Here is a 20,003-nt window from a genome sequence, read left to right on the forward strand (position 1 = left end):
ATCGTCGAACGGGCGAGGCTGCTCGACCTTCCGGTGGCGGGCCTGGGCGAGGCGGCGCCCGCGCCGCCGCGGATCCGCGTCCAGGGATCGCGGTTGGCGCCGCGCGGCCCGCAGGGGCTGCTGGTGGCCGACCTGTCCTCGATGTGGGCGGGTCCGTTGTGTGCGGGCCTGCTGGCGCGCGCCGGCGCCACCGTCGTCAAGGTCGAAAGCCCGCGGCGTCCCGACGGCACCCGGGCCGGGAACCCGGCCTTTTTCGACTGGATCAACGGCCAAAAGCTCTGCTATGGCATCGATTTCGACACCCAGGCCGACGAACTGCGGGAACTGCTGGCCGCCAGCGACATCGTCATCGAGGGCTCGCGCCCGGCGGCACTGGCGCGCCGGGGGCTCGGGCCCGAGGACATCACGGCACGCGCGGGCCGAATCTGGTTGCAAATCACCGGATACGACGACCACAGACCGGGATTCGGCGACGACACCGCGGTGGCCGGCGGCCTGGTCGGCACCGGCGCCGACGGGCCGGTGTTTTGCGGCGACGCCATCGCCGACCCGCTGACCGGGCTGGAGGCGGCCCTGGCGGTGGCCGATGCCCTGGGCCGCGGTGGCGGCGAGTCGATCCGCGTATCCATGGCCGCGGTAGCCGCGACCTACGCGGCGCTACCGACCGGGCCGTCGGCATCGAGCGCACCCGTGTCGGCGCCGACGAAACCGCCGGCCGCACCGCCGGCGTCCGGACTGGGCGCCGACAACGAGGCGGTACGCCACCTGGTCGGCCAAAGGCGTTGTCTCTCATGCTGATTCAGCGGGCCGCATTGCTGGATGGGAGGACGGCGGACATTCGGGTGGGCGCGTTGATCGAGGAGATCGCGCCGCCGGGGGAGGGCCTGGTGGCGCGCGCGGGGGAGGGCGTGCTGTACGCCGGTGGCGGCACCGTCCTGCCCGGCCTGCACGACCACCACGTGCACCTGCGCTCGGCGGCCTCGGCCCAGGATTCGTTTCTGGTCGGACCGCCCGGGGTCAGCACCGAAACCGAGCTCACCCAATTGCTGGCCAACGCCAGACCGGGCCCCGACGGCTGGATTCGCGCTGTGGGCTACCACGATTCGGTGGCCGGAGAACTCGATCGGGGCGCGCTCGACGCCATCGTTCCCCACATTCCGGTGCGCATCCAGCATCGCAGCGGGGCGCTGTGGATCCTCAATTCCGAAGCGCTGGGCCGGGTCGGCCTCGCCGAGCATCCCGACGGGCGGCTGCGCAGCGCCGACCGCGGCTGGTCGTTGGCCCTGCAGCGGCGCGAAACCGATCTGGCCGAACTGAGCCGCCGGATCACCGCGACCGGAGTCACCGGCGTCACCGACGCCACCCCGGATCTGGACGCCGACGACAGGGAGTCGCTGACCGCGGCGCACCGGCGCGGCGAGTTCCGGCCCCGGCTGAGCTTCCTGTCGCCGGGCAAGAAGATCCTGCACGACGACAGCCTGGACCTCGATGCGCTCACGGAATGGATTGCGGACCAGCACGATAGCGGTCAGCCGGTGGCCGTGCACTGCGTGACCGCCGCCCAGCTGGTGGTGACCATCGCGGCCCTGCGCGAGGCGGGCGGCCACCCGCAGGACCGCATCGAACACGCCGCGGTGGTGCCCGACGACAATCTGGCTGACCTCGCCGAGCTCGGGCTAACGGTGGTGACGCAGCCCAACTTCGTCGCCGAGCGCGGCGACCAATACCTCGCCGAGGTCCCCGCCGCCGATCACGATCAGCTGTGGCGTGTCGCATCCCTGCGCGGCGCGCGGGTGCCGGTCGCCCTGTCCACCGACATGCCGTTCGGACACGGCGATCCCTGGACGGCGATGCGCGCCGCGGTGCACCGCACCACGGTTGGGGGCGCCGTCCTTGGCCCGCGCGAACGCGTCTCTGCGCGAGAGGCTTTGACGATGTTTCTGGGCCGGGCCGATCAGCCGGGCCGGCCGCGCACCGTGGACATCGGGCAGCCGGGCGACCTGTGCGTGCTCAACGAACCGCCGCAGACGGCGCTGGCCGCCCTGGACGCCGGCCTGGTGGCGGCGACCGTCATCGGCGGTGAGCTGGTCTACTTCGCGATGTGAGGCGATGTGAGGCGGTGTGAGGCGGTGTCAGGCGGCCGGGCTGAGCGCGGCGCGCAGACTGTTGCATTGGCTGTCGAAAAACCGCCGCGACACTCGAGCTTTCGGCAACACCAGGTCGAAGCCGTGGAAGGCGCCCGGAACGGTCTCGACCTGGCACGGCACCCCCGCGGCCGTCAGGCGCTCGGCGTAGGCGAGGTCTTCGTCGTGGAACAGGTCGTGCGTGCCCACCCCGATCCAGGCCGGCGGCAATCCGCTGAGGTCGTCGCGGCGGCCGGGGACGGCCACCGCGGGGTCGGCGTTGCCGAGATAGGCCGCCCAGCCGAACTTGTTGCTGCGGTTGTCCCACAGCCGATAGTGCGCCCGGGGTGCGGTGGCCGAACTGCGGTCGTCGAGCATGGGATAGGTCAGCAGCTGGAATGCCGGGCTCAGCTCGGCGCGGTCGCGGGCCAGCAGGGCCAGGGCCGCCGCCAGGCCGCCGCCGGCGCTGGCGCCGCCGATGGCGATGCGGTAGCGGTCCACCGAGGGCAGCCCGGCCAGCCAGGTCAGCGCCGAATAGCAGTCTTCCAGCGGCGTGGGATACGGATGTTCGGGCGCCAGGCGGTATTCCACCGATGCGACGGTGATGCCAAGCCGCCTGCTGAAGCCGCTGCAGAGCTGGTCATCCTGCTGGGCGGTGCCGATCACGTATCCGCCGCCGTGGATCCACAACAGCGCCGGCGTGGTTTCGGTGACCCCGGTGGGCCGGAACAGCCGAACGCCTGCCCCCGAATCCAGGGTGATCACCTCGACCCCGGCGACGGGCTTGCCGAGGCGTCCCCGCCACGCGAGCCCCGCCCGCATGAGCGGCAGGGTACGGGGACCCACGAGCCGGCGCGGGGCGATGCGGACAAATCGTTGCAGGTCAGGATGAACATCGTTGTTCGTCACCGCATCAGTATCACCGACGCGGAAAATCAGTGGACGGCTGTGTGGCATCTGCCGCGCAGGATCGGACGTCAGGAGGCAGCGTGACCGCCAATAACCCCCGGCTGGCTTCGCGGTGCGTCGACACGGTTCTCGGAACGCTCCGCGTCCAGGTCAGCGCGGGCACCGGGCCCGCCGTCCTCATGTGGCCCAGCCTGTTGATGACGGGCGACCTGTGGGCCGGCCAGGCCGCGCGCTTCGGCGACAGCCATCGGCTGGTGCTCATCGATCCGCCCGGCCACGGCGGCAGCGCGCCACTGCGCGCGATGTTCAACTTCACCGACTGTGCGCGCTGCGTCGTCGAGCTGCTGGACGCCCTCGACCTCGACAGGGCCCACTTCGTCGGCAACTCGTGGGGCGGGATGATCGGCGGCACGTTCGCCGCCCGCTACCCCGACCGCCTCGACCGCGCGGTGCTGATGAATTGCACGGCATCGAAAGCGCCTGTCGCGCAAAAGATTCAGTACGCCACCATGATCCGGTTGGCGAGCATGCTCGGCGGCATCCGGCCGCCGCTGACCCGCTCGGCCATCCGCGCCTTCTTGGGCCCGACGACGCTGCGCACCCGCCCGGACGTGGTGGCGAGCGTGCGGGCAGCCGTGCAGTCGGTGGACACCGATTCGGTGCGCTGGGCGGTGCGCAGCGTGGTGTCCGCCCGACCCGACCAGCACGCCCTGCTGGCCGGGATCACCGCCCCGGTGCTGGTGGTCGCGGGCGCGGAAGACGCCACCTTCCCGGTGGCCGAAACCCGCGCCATGGCCGACTCGATCCCCGGCGCGTCCTTCGCCGTGCTCGACGGGGTCGCGCACCTGGCGGCGCTCGAAGAGCCCGCGCGAGTCAACGAGCTGCTGGACGCGTTCTTGTTCGGACACCGACGGTGAGGCAGCGGTAGTCGCCCGGACAATCAACCGAAATACCTCCGAAACACGCCCCACGTAGCTTCGGCAGCGAAGGGCCGATCGGGAGGCGACATGGAAGGTCTACATTGCGGGGCCGGCCGGATCCGTGGCGCCCCCACAGCGAAGCGGTGATCGCCGATGGCGTCGGCGCCGACGAAAACACACTGCCCTTACTGCTCCCTGCAGTGCGGGATCACCCTCGACACCTCGGGGGCTCAGGTGGCGCTCGCGCCACAAAACGACTTTCCGACCAATCGTGGCGGGTTGTGCGCCAAAGGCTGGACGGCCGCTGACCTGCTGGGCCATCCGGAACGTCTGACCCGCCCACTGGTTCGCGACGGACGCAGTTCACCGCTGCGCCCCGCCACCTGGAACGAGGCACTCGAAAAAGTCGTCGCGGCGTTCCACGACGCTCAGCGCCGTCACGGGCCGGACGCCGCGGGCTGCTTCGGTGGTGGCGGCCTGACCAACGAGAAGGCTTATCAGCTGGGCAAGTTCGCGCGCGTGGCGCTGCGCACCTCGGCGATCGACTACAACGGCCGCTTCTGCATGTCGTCTGCGGCCGCCGCGACGAACCGATCGTTCGGTATCGACCGGGGACTGCCGTTCCCACTGGCTGATATCGCCGGAGCCGACGTGGTCCTGCTGGTCGGCAGCAATCCCGCCGAGACGATGCCGCCGGCGATGCAGTTCTTCGAACGGGGACGGGCGCGGGGTGCCAAGCACATCGTTGTGGATCCTCGACGCACTGCGACCGCTGCTCGTGCCGACCTGCACCTGCAACCGGTCCCGGGCACGGACTTGGCCCTGGCCAACGGCATGCTCAATGTCATTGCCCGCGAGGGTCTTATCGACGAGAGATACGTCTGCGAACGCACTACGGGTTTCGAGGCGGTGCGCCGCGCCGTGCGCCTGTACTGGCCGGACCGGGTGGAGCGCATCACCGGCGTGCCCGAGAACGACATCGTGGCGGCGGCCCGGCTGCTCGCCAACGCCGACCGCGCGATGATCCTCACCGCTCGGGGGGCCGAGCAGCACAGTTCCGGCACCGACACGGCGCAGGCGTTCATCAATCTCGCCCTGGCACTGGGGCTGCCAGGCCGTCAATACAGCGGTTTCGCCACCATCACGGGACAGGGCAATGGGCAGGGCGGTCGCGAACACGGACAGAAGTGCGACCAGCTACCGGGTTATCGCAAGCTCGACGATCCTGTCGCTCGGGCCCACGTGGCGCAGGTATGGGGCATCAACCCCGCCGACCTGCCGTCCCCGGGCCGGTCGGCGTACGAGATGCTCAGCGGCATCGGCAATCCCGGTGGCGTACGGGCGTTGTGGGTGCTGGCGTCCAACATCGCGGTGTCCGCACCGAACTCGACGTACGTCGCCGAAAAGCTGGCGGAGCTGGACTTTCTCGTGGTGTCTGACATTTTCCTGTCCGAGACCGCCGCGCTGGCCGACGTGGTGCTGCCCACCACGCAGTGGGCTGAGGAGTCGGGCACCATGACGAACCTGGAAGGGCGGGTGATCCTGCGCCGGGCGGCGGTTTCGCCGCCCGGGGAGGTGCGCTCCGATCTGGACGTGATGACCGATCTGGCGAAACGGCTGGGCGCACAAGGATTTTCGGCAGAACCGCAGGAGGTGTTCGAGGAACTGTGTCGGGCAAGTCAGGGCGGCAAGGCCGACTACAGAGGAATCAGCTATGAACGGATCGAGACCCACAACGGGGTGTTCTGGCCTTGCCCGTCAGCGCTGTACCCCGACACGCCTCGACTGTTCGTCGAGGACTTCCCCACACCCGACCGCAGGGCCCACTTCCACGCGATCGAACAACGCGCCGCCGCCGAAATGCCCGATGACGACTACCCGTACTACCTGACGACCGGGCGGGTGTTGCGCCAATACCAATCCGGGACCCAAACCCGGCGCGTGGCACAGCTTTTTGATGACGAATCCGAACCGGTGGCCGAATTGCATCCCGCACTGGGTCGACGCATCGGAATCGCTGACGGCGACAAGGTCCGCCTCAGCACGCGCCGGGGCGAGGTCGTGATGAAGGCCCGCATGGACGAAAGCATACGGCCCGACACCGTCTTCGCACCGTTTCATTGGGGCGGCGCGGCATCTATCAATCGGCTGACCAATCCGGCACTCGACCCGCAGTCACGCATGCCGTCGTTCAAGGTATGTGCGGTCGCCGTGTCCGCAATTCACGCCGAGCCGAGCGTTTCCAGGGAAGGAGATTGACACATATGGGTGACGACAGCACGCCCCGATTCCTGCAGGGCGCCTTCGCGTTCGACGGCAAGGGCTACGACGCCCCGGTGCCGCTCGACGCGTCGATGCGCTACCTGGTGCCGGCGGGGGCGATCGCCCAGCCCGTGTATTTCCGCGGCGGCAACAGCACCGAGGAGCTGATCGCCGTCGTGGTGATGCGCGACGGCGCCCCGATGCGCTACTTCCCGATCGGCGCCAAAGCCGCCGTACACGTACCGCTGCGGGTCGTCGAAGACCTGCTCGCCGACACCGTTCTCGAGGTTTTCCTCGCCGCACCGGACGGCCTGAGCGGCACGGTGTTCGTCGACGTCGGCCTGGTCGAAATCTAGCCCCGGCGAGGATCATTCATGACCACACTCGTGCAAAGCGAAACCAACGGCCACCGTCCGCCTGCCCCGGCCGCCCTGGTGGTGGTCGGTAACGGCATGGCGGGAGCGCGGGCGCTCGAGGAAATCATCGCTCGCGGCGGCAGTGAGCGGTTCTCCATCACCGTGTTCGGCGACGAACCGTACGGTAACTACAACCGGATCTTGCTCTCCAACGTGCTGGCAGGCTCCGACGATGCCCGCGAAATCTATCTCAATCCGCTGGACTGGTACGGCGACAATGACATTGACCTGCGAGCAGGGGTGCGAGTGGTGCGCGTTGACCCCTTTGCGCACCTGGTGCACGCCGACGACGGCAGCACCGTGCGCTACGACAAGCTGATCCTGGCCACCGGCAGCAGATCGTTCTTCCCGCCGGTGGCCGGCATCTGGTCGGACGACAAGACTCTTGCGCCCGGCGTCTTCGGCTTTCGCACACTCGACGACTGCGCAGGCATGATCGGCTTCGCCGACGGGCGAAGCCGGGCGGCCGTGATCGGTGGTGGTCTGTTGGGTCTGGAGGCCGCACGAGGCCTGCAGAACCGGGGATTGCAGGTGGGCGTCGTACAGGGCGGTCCCACGTTGATGAACGCCCAACTCGACGATCAAGGGAGCGGCATCCTGCGGCGGCTGGTCGAGGCGCTGGGAATCGAGGTTTACACGGGCAAGAGAACCACCAGGATGCTCACTCGAGACGGGTCACCGTCGGCGATCGAGTTCGACGACGGCAGCCGGCTGCCGTGCGACATGGTGGTGATGGCGGCAGGCATCCGGCCGAATGTCGGGTTGGCGGTGCGCGCCGGTTTGACCGTCGAACGCGCCATCGTCGTCGACGATCACATGCGGTCGGTCGATGACGGCGACATCTACGTGGTAGGCGAATGCGCGCAGCACCGCGGCCAGGTCTACGGCCTGGTCGCGCCGCTGTGGGAGCAGGCCACCGTGCTTGCCGATCACTTGACGGGGGTCAATCCCCGTGCGGCATACCATGGTTCGCGCACGGCAACCAAGCTCAAGGTTGCCGGTGTGGACGTAGCGGCAATGGGCATCAAGAGCCCCGAACGCGACGACGACGAATTCGTGCAGTACTCCGAGCCGCGGCGGGGTGTGTACAAGACCGTCGTGGTGCGCGACGACAAATTGGTCGGGGCGACGCTGGTCGGCGATGTCAGCAAGGTGGCGTTTCTGATGCAGGCCTTCGACCGCGGCCTCCCGCTACCACCCGAGCGCGTCTCGCTGATGTTCGACATCGGCGGTGCTCCGGACCAAGCCACCGGGGCGGCCGAATTATCCGACGACGCTCAAGTATGCAACTGCAACGGGGTCGACAAGTCCGCGATCGTGCGGTGCGTGAGAGACGGGCAGACGTCACTCGAGGGGGTGATGTCGGCGACCCGCGCCGGCAAAGGATGCGGGTCCTGCAAGGGCCTGGTCGCGCAGATCGTCGAGTGGGCGGCCTCGGAAGCCGGGGCCGCGATTTCGCACGACGCCGCGGCCAATTGGTACGTGCCGGGGATCCCTTACGAGAAGCCGGAGCTGATGCGCAGGATCCGCGAGCTCGAACTGCACTCGGTGTCATCTGTTTTCGCCGCCCTGGCGCCGGAGGGCCGCGAGGACGCCGGATCCAAAATGGCCTTGTCCTCGCTGCTGGACATGATGTGGGGCGACGAATTCGTCGACGAGCGCGACGGCCGGTTCATCAACGACCGCGTGCACGGCAACATTCAGCGGGACGGAACGTTCTCGGTGGTGCCCCAACTCAAGGGTGGGGTGACCAGCGCCGAGCAACTGCGCAAGATCGCGGACGTCGCCGACAAGTACCGCATCCCGATGATCAAGCTCACGGGCGGCCAGCGCATCGATCTGCTGGGCGTGCGCAAGGAAGACCTCCCGCTGGTGTGGGCGGACCTCGGAATGCCGTCCGGGTATGCATACGGCAAAAGCTTTCGCACCGTCAAAACCTGTGTGGGAAGCGACTTTTGCCGCTACGGCCTGGGTGATTCGACGGCGCTGGGCATTGCGATCGAGGAGCGCTTCCAAGGCATACCCAGCCCCGGCAAGATGAAGCTCGCGGTGACCGGGTGCCCCCGCAACTGCGCCGAGGCGCTGTGTAAGGACGTCGGCGTGGTCGCAATCGAGGGCGGGCAGTGGCAGATCTACGTCGGCGGCGCCGCCGGTGCACACGTGCGCAAGGGCGACCTGTTGACCACCGTCGGCACCCCGGCCGAGGTGATTGCGCTGACCGGGCGGTTCCTGCAGTACTACCGCGAAAACGCCAACTGGCTGGAGCGCAGCTATGACTTCGTCCCGCGGGTGGGCATCGACCGGATTCGCAACATCGTGGTCCTCGACAGCGACGGAATCGCCGCCGACCTCGATGCCCGCATGCAGAAGTCGGTCGACTCGTACCGAGATCCGTGGGCGGATGGCCGAGAAGCCGTGAATGCCAGCCAATTTCGCTCGTCGCTGCCGCTGATCCCGCTGCCCCGGGTGCCGGTGCGATGAGTGATGTCAACCTGGGACCGGTGGATCAGATCCCGGTCGGAGAGGGCCGAACCTTTGTCGTCGACGGCCGGCAGATCGCGGTGTTCCGGTGCCGGGACGGCTCGCTGCGCGCGCTTGACGCCGTGTGTCCGCATCGCGGCGGTCCGCTGGCGGACGGGCTCGTAGACGCCGACGTCGTCATCTGCCCGCTGCACGGCTTCACCTACGACCTGGCATCGGGATGCGAGGTCGCCAACGGCGGAGCGCCGGTCACCGCCTATCCCGTTCACGCCGACGACGGGTCGGTTCACCTGTGGGTCGATGGGAAAGTTCACGCCTGATCACTGAACCATTTCGGTTCCGGCCCCGTGCACCAGTGCGGTGGATTAACCGAGCCACGATCGGGGTATCGGAGCAGTGCTGGCGCACGGGCTTGCCGTCAGCTTGTTGGGGTTTGCCGGCGCGTCGCCGCAACGTCCCGCAGGGACACAGCGTCGGCGCGCCGCCCGATCGGCCAGGACGCGAGGACGTGAAATGCTTGGGCAACTTTACGATCGGGCACTTGGCGGGGAGCGATGTTGGATCCGTCATGACGACGGCGAACTGCGGCCACTGCCGGCGCACCGATGGTTGGGGGCCCGATGTCCCGGTGATGGATCTGGTGACGCCTTCGACGAAATCTTCGACGAAGCCGTCACGCAGATGTGCACCGGGCCGACAATCGAGCTGGGTTGCGGTCCGGGCCGGTTGGTGGCGAGGCTGATTCAGCGGGGCATCCCCGCACTGGGCATCGACCGGTCCGCGACCGCCATCCAGCTGGCGGGTCGCGGTGGTGCACCGGCCCTGCTGGGCGACGTGTTCGAGCCGCTGCCGGGAACGGGTCTGTGGCAGACGGTTTTATTGGTCGACGGCAACGTCGGGCTCGGCGGGGATCCGCGACGAATTCTCGGGCGCGCCTTCGAGCTGCTGGCCCGCGGCGGGCGTTGTGTGGCCGAATTCGAGGCCGAGGCCATCGGGATCTGTTCGCGCTGGGTGCGTCTGGAGTCGGCGGGGGAGGTCGGGCCCTGGTTTCGCTGGGCGTCCGTGGGGGTGGACAGCGCCGCCGCGCTGGCCACGCAGGTGGGGCTGACGCTGACCAGCGTCAGCCTTGTCGGTGGCCGGGTCATCGCCGACCTGGTGGCCGGGTAAGCGTGTCGTACACAGCAAAATTCGGCGAACGCAGCGAACAACTAAAAGCCGTTCAAACAGCGAGAATATCGCGGTCAGCGAGCACGCCCGGCAAAGCGGTTCCAGCACGGCAGCCCGTTCTGTGGAAACGTCAGTTTGCGAAACGCCGTGAGGGGTACAGTCCCGTTCATGACGGCGAATGGACCGGGCATTACCAATTGCGTGAAATGGTTGCTGCGGGCCCGTCCCGGTGACTATGCGCTGGCGTTGAGTGTGGCCGGGGCTTCGCTGCCCGTGGTCGGCAAGCATCTCGAGCCCCTCGGCGGTTTGACCGCCATGGGTGTCTGGGGCGCGCGGCACGCGCCGGAGGCGATCTCCGCGGCGACCAAAGACTGGTTCACCCCCGGCATCAACGACGTCCGGCGCCGTGACCGGGCCAGCACCCAGCAGGTCTCCCTCGCCGCCTTGCGCGGGGTCGTGGCGGCCGCGGATCTTGAGACGGACTGGCCCGTCGCCGAGAAGACACCGCCGATCTGGGATGGCCTGCGCCAGCGCCGCTACCTTCATCGCCGCGCCGTCCACTACGGGGACCACCCCGATCAGGTGCTCGACGTCTGGCGGCGCAAAGACCTGCCCGCCCAACCCGCGCCGGTGCTGATCTTTCTGCCGGGCGGCGCCTGGGTGCACGGCAAGTGCATGGGCCAGGGGTCGGCGCTGATGTCCCGGCTCGCCGAGCAGGGCTGGGTGTGCCTGGCGGTCAACTACCGCGTCTCGCCGCACCACCGCTGGCCGCGCCACATCCTCGACGTCAAGACCGCCATCGCGTGGGCGCGCGCGAACGTGGACAAGTTCGGCGGCGACCGCGATTTCGTTGCGGTAGCGGGATGTTCGGCCGGTGGCCACCTGAGCGCGCTGGCCGGCCTCACGCCCGGCGACCCGCAGTTCCAGGCGAAGCTGCCCGAGGGCGCGGACACCTCGGTGGACGCCGTCGTCGGGATCTACGGCCGCTACGACTGGGAGGACCGCTCGACGCCGGAGCGCGCGCGGTTCGTCGAATTCCTGGAGCGGGTCGTGGTGAAAAAGTCGATCGCCCGTCGCCCCGACATCTTCCGCGACGCGTCCCCGATCGCACGCGTGCACCGAAACGCGCCGCCCTTCTTGGTCATTCACGGCAGCAAAGACACCGTCATCCCGGTCGAGCAGGCGCGCAGCTTCGTCGAGCGGCTGCGGGCGGTGTCGCATTCGATGGTCGGCTACCTGGAATTCCCCGGCGCCGGTCATGGCTATGACCTGCTCGACGGCGAGCGAGCCGGCGCCGCCGCGCACGTCACTTCGCTGTTCCTCAACCAGATCTACCGCACCAAGACACGCGTCGGGGCAAAAGAGGTCATCTGAGCCGGCACCGCTGAGTATGGTCCCTCTATGGGCAAGGGGCAGGGGTGAAGAGGCTTAGCGGGTGGGACGCCGTACTGCTGTACAGCGAAGCGCCGAACGTGCACATGCACACCATCAAGGCCGCCGTCATCGAGCTGGACGCTGACCGCCGGTCATTGGACGTCGACACCTTTCGCGAAGTCATCGCCGGGCGGCTGAGCAAGCTCGACCCGTTCTGCTACCAGCTCGTCGAGGTGCCCTTCGGCTTCCACCACCCGATGTGGCGGGAGAACTGCGAACTCGACCTGAGCTATCACATCCGCCCCTGGCGGGTGTCGCCGCCCGGGGGCCGCCGGGAACTGGACGAGGCCATCGGGCAAATCGCCAGCAGCCAGCTCGATCGCAGCCGGCCGCTGTGGGAGATGTACTTCGTGGAAGGCTTGGCCAACAACCGGATTGCGGTCGTCGGCAAGATCCACCACGCCCTCGCCGACGGCGTCGCCTCGGCGAACCTGTTGGCCCGCGGCATGGATCTGCAGCCGGCCCCCGACGGCAAGCCGTACGTGTGCGACCCGGCGCCCACCTCGCGGCAGCTGATGGCCTCGGCCCTCGCCGATCACATGCGCCACGTCGGGCGGCTGCCGCACACCATCCGTTACACCGCCCAGGGTGTTGGGCGGGTGCGCCGCAGCACACGCAAGTTCTCCCCGGAGCTGACCCGGCCCTTCGAGCCGCCACCGACCTTCATGAACCACAAGATCACCCCGGAACGGCGGTTCGCCACCGCCACCCTGGCGCTGGCCGACGTCAAGGAGACCGGCAAGCGGCTCGGGGCGACGATCAACGACATGGTGCTGGCCATGGCGACCGGGGCCCTGCGCACCCTGCTGTTGCGGTACGACGGAAAGGCCGAACCGCTGTTGGCGTCGGTGCCGATGAGTTTCGACTTCTCGCCCGAACGGATCTCGGGCAATCGCTTCACCGGCGTGCTGGTGGGCCTGCCGACCGATTCCGACGATCCGCTGGAGCGGGTGCGGTGCAGCCACGAGAACGCCATCGCCGCTAAGGAAAGTAACCAGCTGATGGGCCCGGAGTTGGTCAGCCGGTGGGCGGCCTACATGCCGCCCCGGCCCACCCAGGCCTTCTTCCGGTGGGCGTCCGGTCGCGACGGACACAACAAGATCCTCAACCTGAACATCTCCAACGTTCCGGGTCCGCGCGAGCGCGGCCGGGTGGGCGGGGCGCTGGTCACCGAGATCTATTCGGTGGGCCCGTTGACCGCCGGCAGCGGCCTGAACATCACCGTGTGGAGCTATGTCGACCAGCTCAACATCTCGGTGCTCTGCGACGGGTCCACGCTCGAGGACCCGCATGAGGTTTCCGACGCCATGGTCGCTGACTTCATCGAAATACGCAGGGCCGCAGGGCTTTCCGAAAAGTTGACGGTCGTCGAGGCGGCGATGGCTCCGGCCTGATCGGGCCGGATCGGTAGCGATCACCTTCGGCGGTAAGCGGGATCTCGGGGGACGTTAACGCCATTTCCGCCGACCGTTACCATCGGTCCGACAGGAGCTATCCGAAATGCCACCCATTCCCCGAAGGAGCTGTGCGGCCCGTGAGCACTGGGAACGACGACGCCAACGAACCCGAAGTTCTGGTCGAACAACGGGATCGAATCCTCATCATCACGATCAACCGGCCCAAGGCCAAGAACGCGGTCAACTCCGCGGTGGCCAATGGCCTGGCCGCCGCAGTCGACCGGCTCGACAACGAGACCGGCCTGTCGGTCGGCATCCTCACCGGCGCGGGCGGCTCGTTCTGCGCGGGCATGGACCTCAAGGCTTTCGCCCGCGGCGAACTGCCCATCGTCGAGGGTCGTGGCATGGGCTTCACCGAGCGTCCGCCGGTCAAGCCGCTGATCGCGGCGGTGGAGGGCTACGCGCTGGCAGGCGGCACCGAGCTGGCCCTGGCCACCGACCTGATCGTGGCCTCCAAGGACTCGGCGTTCGGCATCCCGGAGGTCAAGCGCGGGCTGGTCGCCGGTGGTGGCGGGCTGCTGCGGTTGCCGCAGCGCATCCCGTCGGCGATCGCCATGGAGCTGGCGCTGACCGGTGAGAACCTGAGCGCGGAGCGCGCGCATGCGCTGGGCATGGTCAACGTGCTGGCCGAACCCGGCGCGGCGCTGGACGCGGCGATCGCGCTGGCCGAAAAGATCGCGGCGAACGGGCCGCTCGCGGTGGCCGCCACCAAGCGGATCATCGTCGAGTCCCGCGGCTGGAGCCCGGAGGAGATGTTCGCCGAGCAGAACAAGCTGCTGGCCCCGGTGTTCTCCTCCAACGACGCCAAGGAGGGCGCCATCGCCTTCGCCGAGAAGCGCCCGCCTAAGTGGACGGGCACTTAATCGGTCAGATAGCGCTGCACCGTCGGCCCCAGCCAGCCGACCAGCTCCTCGACGGCGGTCGACGCGAGTGGCTCTATCTTCAGCTGGTAGCGCGCGAAAGCGAGGCCGGCCAGGTGGCTGGCCACCAACTCGACACGTAGCTCGGCATCGGCCACCCCGAATTCCGCCGCGACCCGCTTGGCGATTGGGCCGGCAAGGCTGCCGTGCAACACCTTTCGCGCCTCGGGGTGGATCGCCGCGGAACGCCACAGCGTCAGGAACGGCTCGAAGACGGCGCCTTCCTCCCAGTGCTCGAGGAAGCGCCGAACCAGCCTTTCGCCGATCCGTTCGGTCCCCTCGTCGAGCAGCGTGGCCAGCTCGTTTAACGGATGCTCGGGACCGGTCAGCGTCGACGCGGTGAACAGGCCTTCCTTGTTGCCGAAAAAGTAGTAGACCATCGCGACGTCCACACCGGCGTCGGCCGCGATCGCACGGACGGTGGCCCCCTCGTACCCGTCACGCATGAAGCGGTCGCGAGCCGCATCGATGATGCGCTGTCGGTTCAGTTGACCGGTGCGCCACCGGCCCGGGCGTCGCGCTTCTGGCATGCGCGTCAGGATACTTCAACAAGCGTTGGCAAATGCCTACGCGCGGGCGTACGTTAGTTGTTGAACGGAGGTTGAAGTATTCGATCTAGGAGGTCTTCCATGGTGACGAGCACGCGCCGACGCCTTTGGTGGCGGCACCTGATGTCTGTCCTGCTGTTCCCGGTAACGGTGACGCTCGTGGTGCCGGCCTTGATCGTCGGCCCGGCCGGCGTCCACGCCCCGCACGCGGATGTCGCGCTAAGGGTCGGGCTGATCACTGCCGGCTGTCTACTGATCGCGGCCGGCGTGGCCCTGATGGTCTGGACGAACGTGTTGTTTGACCGCGTGGGCGAGGGGACGCTTGGGCTGGGCAACGTGATGGGGGAGCCCGTCCATCTGGTCGTGCGAGGCCCATACCGGCACGTGCGGAACCCGATGATCACCGGCGTGCTGTGCATCCTGCTCGGCGAGGTGGCCGTCATCGCGTCGGGTCCGTTATTGCTCTGGTTCGCAATCTTTTTCAGCTTCCAGGCGCTCGCAATTCGGTTCTGGGAGGAGCCCCACCTCACCGAGCGCTATGGCGGTGAATACGTCGACTATCGGAGCAACGTGCCGCGCTGGATCCCGCGGGTCTCGGCCTGGGATCCGCCCGCTCGTCGCTGAGGCGGCGGCGCAACCCCCAGTTGCCGGCGCGGGCTCAAACGGCCTTGTCACGGGCGCCGACGCGCCCGCCCGTGACCAGCGCGCCCCTCGCGCGGCAAGCTCGACATCGGGGGACAACCCGGCTGAGTTACACTGCAGGCGAGATTTGTAACGGGCCGGGAATCCAGAAAGATCGAGGATGAGCATTTCGTTGCTGCTGGAGATGGCCGCGTCGGGCAACGCCGAGCGCACGGCCGTGGTGTCCGGGGACCTACGACTGACGACGCAGCAGCTCAGCGATCTCGCCGACGGTGGCGCCGGGGTGATCGCCGCATCGAACGCCGAGCACGTCGCGTATGTGGGCACCGGCGGCGCGATGCTGCCCGTGCTGATCTTCGCCGCCGCGCGCGGCGGCGTGCCCTTCACGCCGATCAACTACCGGCTCTCGGCCGAGGGCATCCAAGCGCTGATCGAGCGGCTGCCCGAGCCGTTGGTGATCGTCGACAGCCGCTACCGCGACGCCGTCGGCGATGTGTCGGACCGCGTGATGGACTCCGACGACTTTTTGGCGTCCGCGCGCACCGCCGAACCCGCGGCGGAGTTTCCCGACCCGGACTCCGTCGCGATCGTGCTGTTCACCTCCGGCACCACCTCGCAGCCCAAGGCCGTCGAGCTCTCACACAACAACCTGACCAGTTACATCACCGGAACGGTGGAATTCGGGGCGGCCGAAGAGACCGACGCCGCGCTGATCTGCGTGCCGCCGTACCACATCGCCGGGGTCAGCGCCGCGCTGTCGAATCTGTATGCCGGCCGCAAGATGGTGTACCTGCCCAATTTCGATGCGCAGGAATGGGTTCGGCTGATCAACGCCGAGAACGTGACCACCGCGACGGTGGTGCCGACGATGCTCGACCGCATCATCACCGTGCTGGACAACGGCGACGGGACGGCCATCGAGCTGCCGTCGCTGCGCAACCTGGCCTACGGCGGGTCCAAGGTCGGCCTGCCGCTGGTGCGCCGCGCGCTCGAGCTGTTGCCCAACGTGGGCTTCGTCAACGCCTACGGCCTGACCGAGACCAGCTCGACGATCGCTGTACTGACGCCCGACGACCATCGCGCCGCGCAGGCGGCCTCGACCCCGGAGGCCGCCCGGCGGCTGGGATCGGTCGGCCAGGCGGTGGCGGGAATCGAGCTGCAGATCCGCGACGAGGCCGGCAACGTGTTGCCGCCGGGTGAGACCGGCGAGCTGTTCGTGCGCGGCGAGCAGGTGTCGGGCCGCTACACCGGCATCGGCTCGGTGCTCGACGAGGACGGCTGGTTTCCCACCAGGGACATCGCCATGCTCGACGACGAGGGCTACCTGTTCATCGGTGGGCGCAGCGACGACACCATCATCCGCGGCGGGGAGAACATTGCGCCCGCCGAGCTGGAGGAGGTCCTGGTCGAGCACCCGCAGGTGCGCGATGTCGCCGTGGTCGGCGTCGAGGATCCGCAGTGGGGCCAGGCGATCGTCGCGGTGGTGGTGCCGGCGGCGGGCACCGACCCCGACCCCGAGGAATTGCGCGAATTCGTCCGCAAGAGTTTGCGCGGTTCGCGCACTCCCGACGAGGTAGTGTTTCGCGACGAGCTGCCCACCACCGCGACCGGCAAGGTCTTGCGGCGGGAGATCATCCAGACCCTCACCGGATTGCGCGCCGCACCGGCCCAGCAGTAAGCGATCAAGGACGGAAATCAATGATCAAGAACGGAACTCGTCTCGCCAGCCAGGTGTGTGACACCCAAGTGATCGTCGTCAGAAGCGCCGACAGCCTGGACGACTTGCGGTGTGGTGGAGTGCCGATGGTGCCGGTCGGTGGCGAGCGGTCGGGCGAATTGGACCCGGCGTTCGCCGACGGCACGGTCATGGGCAAGCGTTACGTCGACGAGACCGGCGCCGAGGTGCTGGTGACCAAGCCGGGCGCGGGCAGCCTGAGCATCGGGCAGACCGCGCTGCAGCTCAAAGAGGTCAAGCCGCTACCCGCCAGCGACTGAGCGGGTCATCGCGCGGCGTCCTGCTTACCCGGAATCTTGTTGCGGGCAACGAATTCCTTTGCCTTGATCAGGAACTCGAGCTGCTCACCGACCTGGTGCAGCGGGCCTGCGTTGCGGGTGGAGCGGGAGAGCACGATGGCGCCCTCCAGCGCGGCGATGGACATCACGGCCAGCGAGGCGGCGTCGGCGTCGTCGAAGCCGTCGTTGACGAACGCGCGGGTGAGCGCGGTGCACCAGCGGCCCAGGATGGCGCCCGCTTCGGCGGAGAGCTTGGGACCGTCGTTGTCCGAACAGCCGATCGCCGCCGCCACGACCGGACACCCGGCGGTGAAACCGCCGTCGGTGAGCAGCCGCTCCCAGAACCCGACGAACTCGGCCAGCAACACCCGGGCGCCCCGGCCGGCCGCGTCGTCGATCATGGCGGTGATGGAGTCCCCCGAGTAGCGCAGCGCTTCGGTCAGAATCTGGTTGCGCCCGTCGGGAAAGTGGTAGTAAACCGAGCCGCGCGGGGTGCCGCTGCGGGCGAGCACCGCGTCGATGGTCACGCCGGCGGCGCCGCGCTCGCGCATCACCTCGGCGGCGCTGGCCAGCATCTTCGTCCGGGTGCCCCCGCGTTTCGCCCGCGCCTGGTCAGGCGCGGCCTCACCGATAGTCGGCGTGGGCGTATCTCCCATGGCTCGGGTCATGCAGCGTGCGAGTGGCGCAACGCCGGCCAGTGCATATGACGTGGGTTGAAGCGGAATGTGCGGCGCCGCAAGTCTGGCATCTCGCGGGTGTACTGATAGCCGGCGACGTTGAGCTCGATGATCCACATGATGTTCTCCCGGCCTGTGTGGGGCCCTAGATTATGCTGTAAAACATATAAGACATCCGTAAATTAAGCAATTTCTCAGGCGAAGTGTGACGCACGCCGCACAAACTGCGGGTGGATGGGCTGCGAACCGCAGTCGCGGGGCGCATAGCGATCGCCAAAATATGCTTTATTGCATAATCACTAGAATTCCGCTTCACTGTGCGGATGGTCAACAGTCCCGAGTCCGCGCCGCCCGCCCTGCCGCAGCTGGACACCGTGTCGCTGCAGCGTGACGGGCATGTCCTGCTCATCGGTCTGAACCGGCCGCACAAACGCAACGCCTTCGTCGAACGCCGCCAGGCCCGCTTCGTGGGGCGTTAAGACCGGATCGCCGAACGTGCACTCACGGCGAAAAATCGGCAGAAAAAACGCCCTGAGTGCACGTTCGGCAGGAACGCTCAGCCCTCGATGGTGTGGCCCATCGGCATCAGCACGCTCTTCTGCTGGGTGAAGTGCTCGACGCCCTCCGGCCCGTTCTCGCGGCCGATGCCGGAGTTCTTGTAACCGCCGAACGGGCAGCACGGGTCGAACGCGTACCAGTTGATGGCGTAGGTCCCGGTGCGGATCTTCTCCGAGACCTCGATGCCCCGTTGCACATCGGCGGTCCACACGCTGCCGGCCAACCCGTACACCGAGTCGTTGGCGATCTTGATCGCGTCCTCTTCGGTGTCATAGGGGATGATCGACAGCACCGGCCCGAAGATCTCTTCCTGGGCGATCGTCATCTTGTTGTCGACGTCGGCGAAAACCGTTGGCTGCACGAAGAATCCGCTGTCCAGGCCCTCCGGGCGGCCGCCGCCGGTCACCAGCCGGGCGCCCTCCTCGATGCCCTTGGCGATGTAGCCCTCGACCCGGGCGCGCTGCTTCTCCGAAATCAGCGAGCCGATCTGGGCGGCCGGGTCCGACGGCAGGCCTACCGGCAGCGCCTGCACGAAAGCGCTTATTGCATCGACGATTTCGTCATACCGCGAGCGCGGGGCGAGGATGCGGGTCTGGGCCACGCAGGCCTGCCCGGTGTTCATGATCCCGGAGAACACCAGCATCGGGATCGACGCGGCCAGGTCGACGTCGTCGAGCACGATGGCCGCCGATTTACCGCCCAGCTCCAGGGTGCACGGCTTGAGCATGTCCGCGGCGCGACGGCCGATCTCCTTGCCGACGGCCGAGCTGCCGGTGAAGGAGAAGATGTCGACGTCCGGGTTGGAGGTCAGCGCCTGCCCGGTCTCGATGCCGCCGGGCACCACCGAGAGCACGCCCTCTGGCAGCCCGGCCTCGGCGAAGGCCTCCGCCAAAGCGTTTGCGCTCAACGGGGTTTCGGCGGCCGGCTTGAGTACCACCGTGCAGCCGGCCAGCAGCGCCGGGCCCAGCTTGTTGACGGCCAAAAACAGCGGCACGTTCCACGCGACAATGGCGCCCACGACGCCGATCGGTTCGCGGTGCACGATGCTCTGCCCGTAGCCGCCGGTGCGGACCTCTTTCCACTTGACCTGGTCGACGGCCGGGCCGGCGAAGAAGTTCAGCGCGCCGATCGAGCTCATCCAGTGCATGGTCTCGACGCTGGTCGGCGGCTGGCCGGTCTCGGCGGCGAGCAGCTGGGTGAACTGGTCCTTGCGCTCCTCCATCAGCTTGAGCGCGTTGGCGATCACGGCCGCGCGCTCCTTGGGCGGGGTGGTGGGCCAGGGGCCGTTGTCGAAGGCCGCGCGCGCCGCGGCGACCGCGGCGTCAACGTCGGTGGCCGCGGCCAGCGGCACCTTCCCGACGTATTCACCGGTGGCCGGACAGTGCACCTCGATGACATCGGAGGTGGACGGTTCCGTCCACTTGCCGCCGATGAAAAGCTTGTCGTATTCGGTCTTGCTCTCGGCCATCTGCGCCG

The 20,003-nt window shown here is 68.1% G+C and carries 19 protein-coding genes and 1 pseudogene; 15 read left to right on the forward strand and 5 right to left on the reverse strand.

The window, feature by feature from the left end:
* Both DQP58_RS12310 and DQP58_RS12315 read left to right on the forward strand, forming a co-directional pair.
* Window positions 1–798, forward strand: a 798-nt coding sequence (locus DQP58_RS12310) for a CoA transferase (RefSeq protein ID WP_112708659.1), incomplete at its 5' end; no start/stop codon positions are given.
* Complete coding sequence (locus DQP58_RS12315; RefSeq protein ID WP_112708660.1) at window positions 792–2,105, forward strand: amidohydrolase family protein; 1,314 nt, start codon at window positions 792–794, stop codon at window positions 2,103–2,105. The genes DQP58_RS12310 and DQP58_RS12315, both read left to right, overlap by 7 nt.
* Before the next feature lie 27 nt (window positions 2,106–2,132).
* Here the strand turns inward: DQP58_RS12315 and DQP58_RS12320 are convergent, their stop codons facing one another.
* Window positions 2,133–3,032: an alpha/beta hydrolase gene (locus DQP58_RS12320; RefSeq protein WP_112708661.1), complete on the reverse strand. Its 900-nt coding sequence runs from the start codon at window positions 3,030–3,032 to the stop codon at window positions 2,133–2,135.
* A gap of 179 nt (window positions 3,033–3,211) precedes the next feature.
* On the opposite strand from DQP58_RS12320, the gene DQP58_RS12325 reads away from it, so the two are divergent.
* From DQP58_RS12325 to DQP58_RS12360, 9 genes are all read left to right on the forward strand, one after another.
* Complete coding sequence (locus DQP58_RS12325) at window positions 3,212–3,949, forward strand: alpha/beta fold hydrolase (protein ID WP_112708691.1); 738 nt, start codon at window positions 3,212–3,214, stop codon at window positions 3,947–3,949.
* A 156-nt stretch (window positions 3,950–4,105) separates the two neighbouring features.
* Window positions 4,106–6,211, forward strand: a complete 2,106-nt coding sequence (locus DQP58_RS12330) for a molybdopterin oxidoreductase family protein (RefSeq protein WP_165827853.1) — start codon at window positions 4,106–4,108, stop codon at window positions 6,209–6,211.
* Between the two features lie 5 nt (window positions 6,212–6,216).
* Window positions 6,217–6,570, forward strand: a complete 354-nt coding sequence (locus tag DQP58_RS26790) for a molybdopterin oxidoreductase (protein ID WP_165827854.1) — start codon at window positions 6,217–6,219, stop codon at window positions 6,568–6,570.
* 18 nt (window positions 6,571–6,588) lie between these two features.
* Entirely contained in the window at window positions 6,589–9,111 is a 2,523-nt protein-coding gene (nirB, locus tag DQP58_RS12335; RefSeq protein WP_112708662.1) for a nitrite reductase large subunit NirB, read from the forward strand.
* Window positions 9,108–9,431 carry a Rieske (2Fe-2S) protein gene (locus tag DQP58_RS12340; protein ID WP_112708663.1) on the forward strand — a complete coding sequence of 108 codons (324 nt, stop codon included), beginning with the start codon at window positions 9,108–9,110 and terminating at the stop codon, window positions 9,429–9,431. The genes nirB and DQP58_RS12340 overlap by 4 nt, the downstream gene beginning before the upstream one ends.
* A 193-nt stretch (window positions 9,432–9,624) precedes the next feature.
* The gene (locus tag DQP58_RS12345; protein WP_112708664.1) at window positions 9,625–10,278 is read left to right on the forward strand and encodes an SAM-dependent methyltransferase; all 654 of its coding nucleotides are present in this window, start codon (window positions 9,625–9,627) and stop codon (window positions 10,276–10,278) included.
* Between the two features lie 168 nt (window positions 10,279–10,446).
* Window positions 10,447–11,652: an alpha/beta hydrolase gene (locus tag DQP58_RS12350; RefSeq protein WP_112708665.1), complete on the forward strand. Its 1,206-nt coding sequence runs from the start codon at window positions 10,447–10,449 to the stop codon at window positions 11,650–11,652.
* A gap of 44 nt (window positions 11,653–11,696) precedes the next feature.
* The gene (locus tag DQP58_RS12355) at window positions 11,697–13,106 is read left to right on the forward strand and encodes a WS/DGAT/MGAT family O-acyltransferase (RefSeq protein WP_112708666.1); all 1,410 of its coding nucleotides are present in this window, start codon (window positions 11,697–11,699) and stop codon (window positions 13,104–13,106) included.
* Between the two features lie 131 nt (window positions 13,107–13,237).
* The gene (locus DQP58_RS12360) at window positions 13,238–14,032 is read left to right on the forward strand and encodes a crotonase/enoyl-CoA hydratase family protein (RefSeq protein ID WP_369829226.1); all 795 of its coding nucleotides are present in this window, start codon (window positions 13,238–13,240) and stop codon (window positions 14,030–14,032) included.
* Here the strand turns inward: DQP58_RS12360 and DQP58_RS12365 are convergent.
* Complete coding sequence (locus tag DQP58_RS12365; RefSeq protein WP_165827855.1) at window positions 14,029–14,619, reverse strand: TetR/AcrR family transcriptional regulator; 591 nt, start codon at window positions 14,617–14,619, stop codon at window positions 14,029–14,031. The two genes, DQP58_RS12360 and DQP58_RS12365, sit on opposite strands and share 4 nt — an antisense overlap.
* A 99-nt stretch (window positions 14,620–14,718) precedes the next feature.
* Here DQP58_RS12365 and DQP58_RS12370 point away from each other — a divergent pair, with 99 nt between their 5' ends.
* From DQP58_RS12370 to DQP58_RS12380, 3 genes are all read left to right on the forward strand, one after another.
* Complete coding sequence (locus DQP58_RS12370) at window positions 14,719–15,261, forward strand: methyltransferase family protein (RefSeq protein WP_112708667.1); 543 nt, start codon at window positions 14,719–14,721, stop codon at window positions 15,259–15,261.
* Between the two features lie 178 nt (window positions 15,262–15,439).
* The gene (locus tag DQP58_RS12375; protein ID WP_112708668.1) at window positions 15,440–16,957 is read left to right on the forward strand and encodes a class I adenylate-forming enzyme family protein; all 1,518 of its coding nucleotides are present in this window, start codon (window positions 15,440–15,442) and stop codon (window positions 16,955–16,957) included.
* Between the two features lie 20 nt (window positions 16,958–16,977).
* Complete coding sequence (locus tag DQP58_RS12380) at window positions 16,978–17,274, forward strand: hypothetical protein (protein ID WP_066866008.1); 297 nt, start codon at window positions 16,978–16,980, stop codon at window positions 17,272–17,274.
* A gap of 5 nt (window positions 17,275–17,279) precedes the next feature.
* Here the strand turns inward: DQP58_RS12380 and DQP58_RS12385 are convergent, their stop codons facing one another.
* Both DQP58_RS12385 and DQP58_RS27400 read right to left on the reverse strand, forming a co-directional pair.
* A complete protein-coding gene (locus DQP58_RS12385) occupies window positions 17,280–17,948 on the reverse strand; it encodes a TetR/AcrR family transcriptional regulator (RefSeq protein WP_240629776.1) in 669 nt (222 codons plus the stop codon).
* 8 nt (window positions 17,949–17,956) lie between these two features.
* Entirely contained in the window at window positions 17,957–18,088 is a 132-nt protein-coding gene (locus tag DQP58_RS27400) for a hypothetical protein (protein WP_276310506.1), read from the reverse strand.
* A gap of 204 nt (window positions 18,089–18,292) precedes the next feature.
* Between DQP58_RS27400 and DQP58_RS12390 the strand changes: the two are divergent.
* Window positions 18,293–18,412 (forward strand): annotated as a pseudogene (locus tag DQP58_RS12390) (crotonase/enoyl-CoA hydratase family protein); the annotation flags it as partial.
* 113 nt (window positions 18,413–18,525) lie between these two features.
* Here DQP58_RS12390 and DQP58_RS12395 read toward each other — a convergent pair.
* Complete coding sequence (locus DQP58_RS12395) at window positions 18,526–19,995, reverse strand: aldehyde dehydrogenase (RefSeq protein WP_112708670.1); 1,470 nt, start codon at window positions 19,993–19,995, stop codon at window positions 18,526–18,528.
* Window positions 19,996–20,003 lie beyond the last annotated feature (8 nt).

The organism is Mycobacterium colombiense (genome assembly GCF_003284975.1).
Taxonomy (GTDB): domain Bacteria; phylum Actinomycetota; class Actinomycetes; order Mycobacteriales; family Mycobacteriaceae; genus Mycobacterium; species Mycobacterium europaeum_A.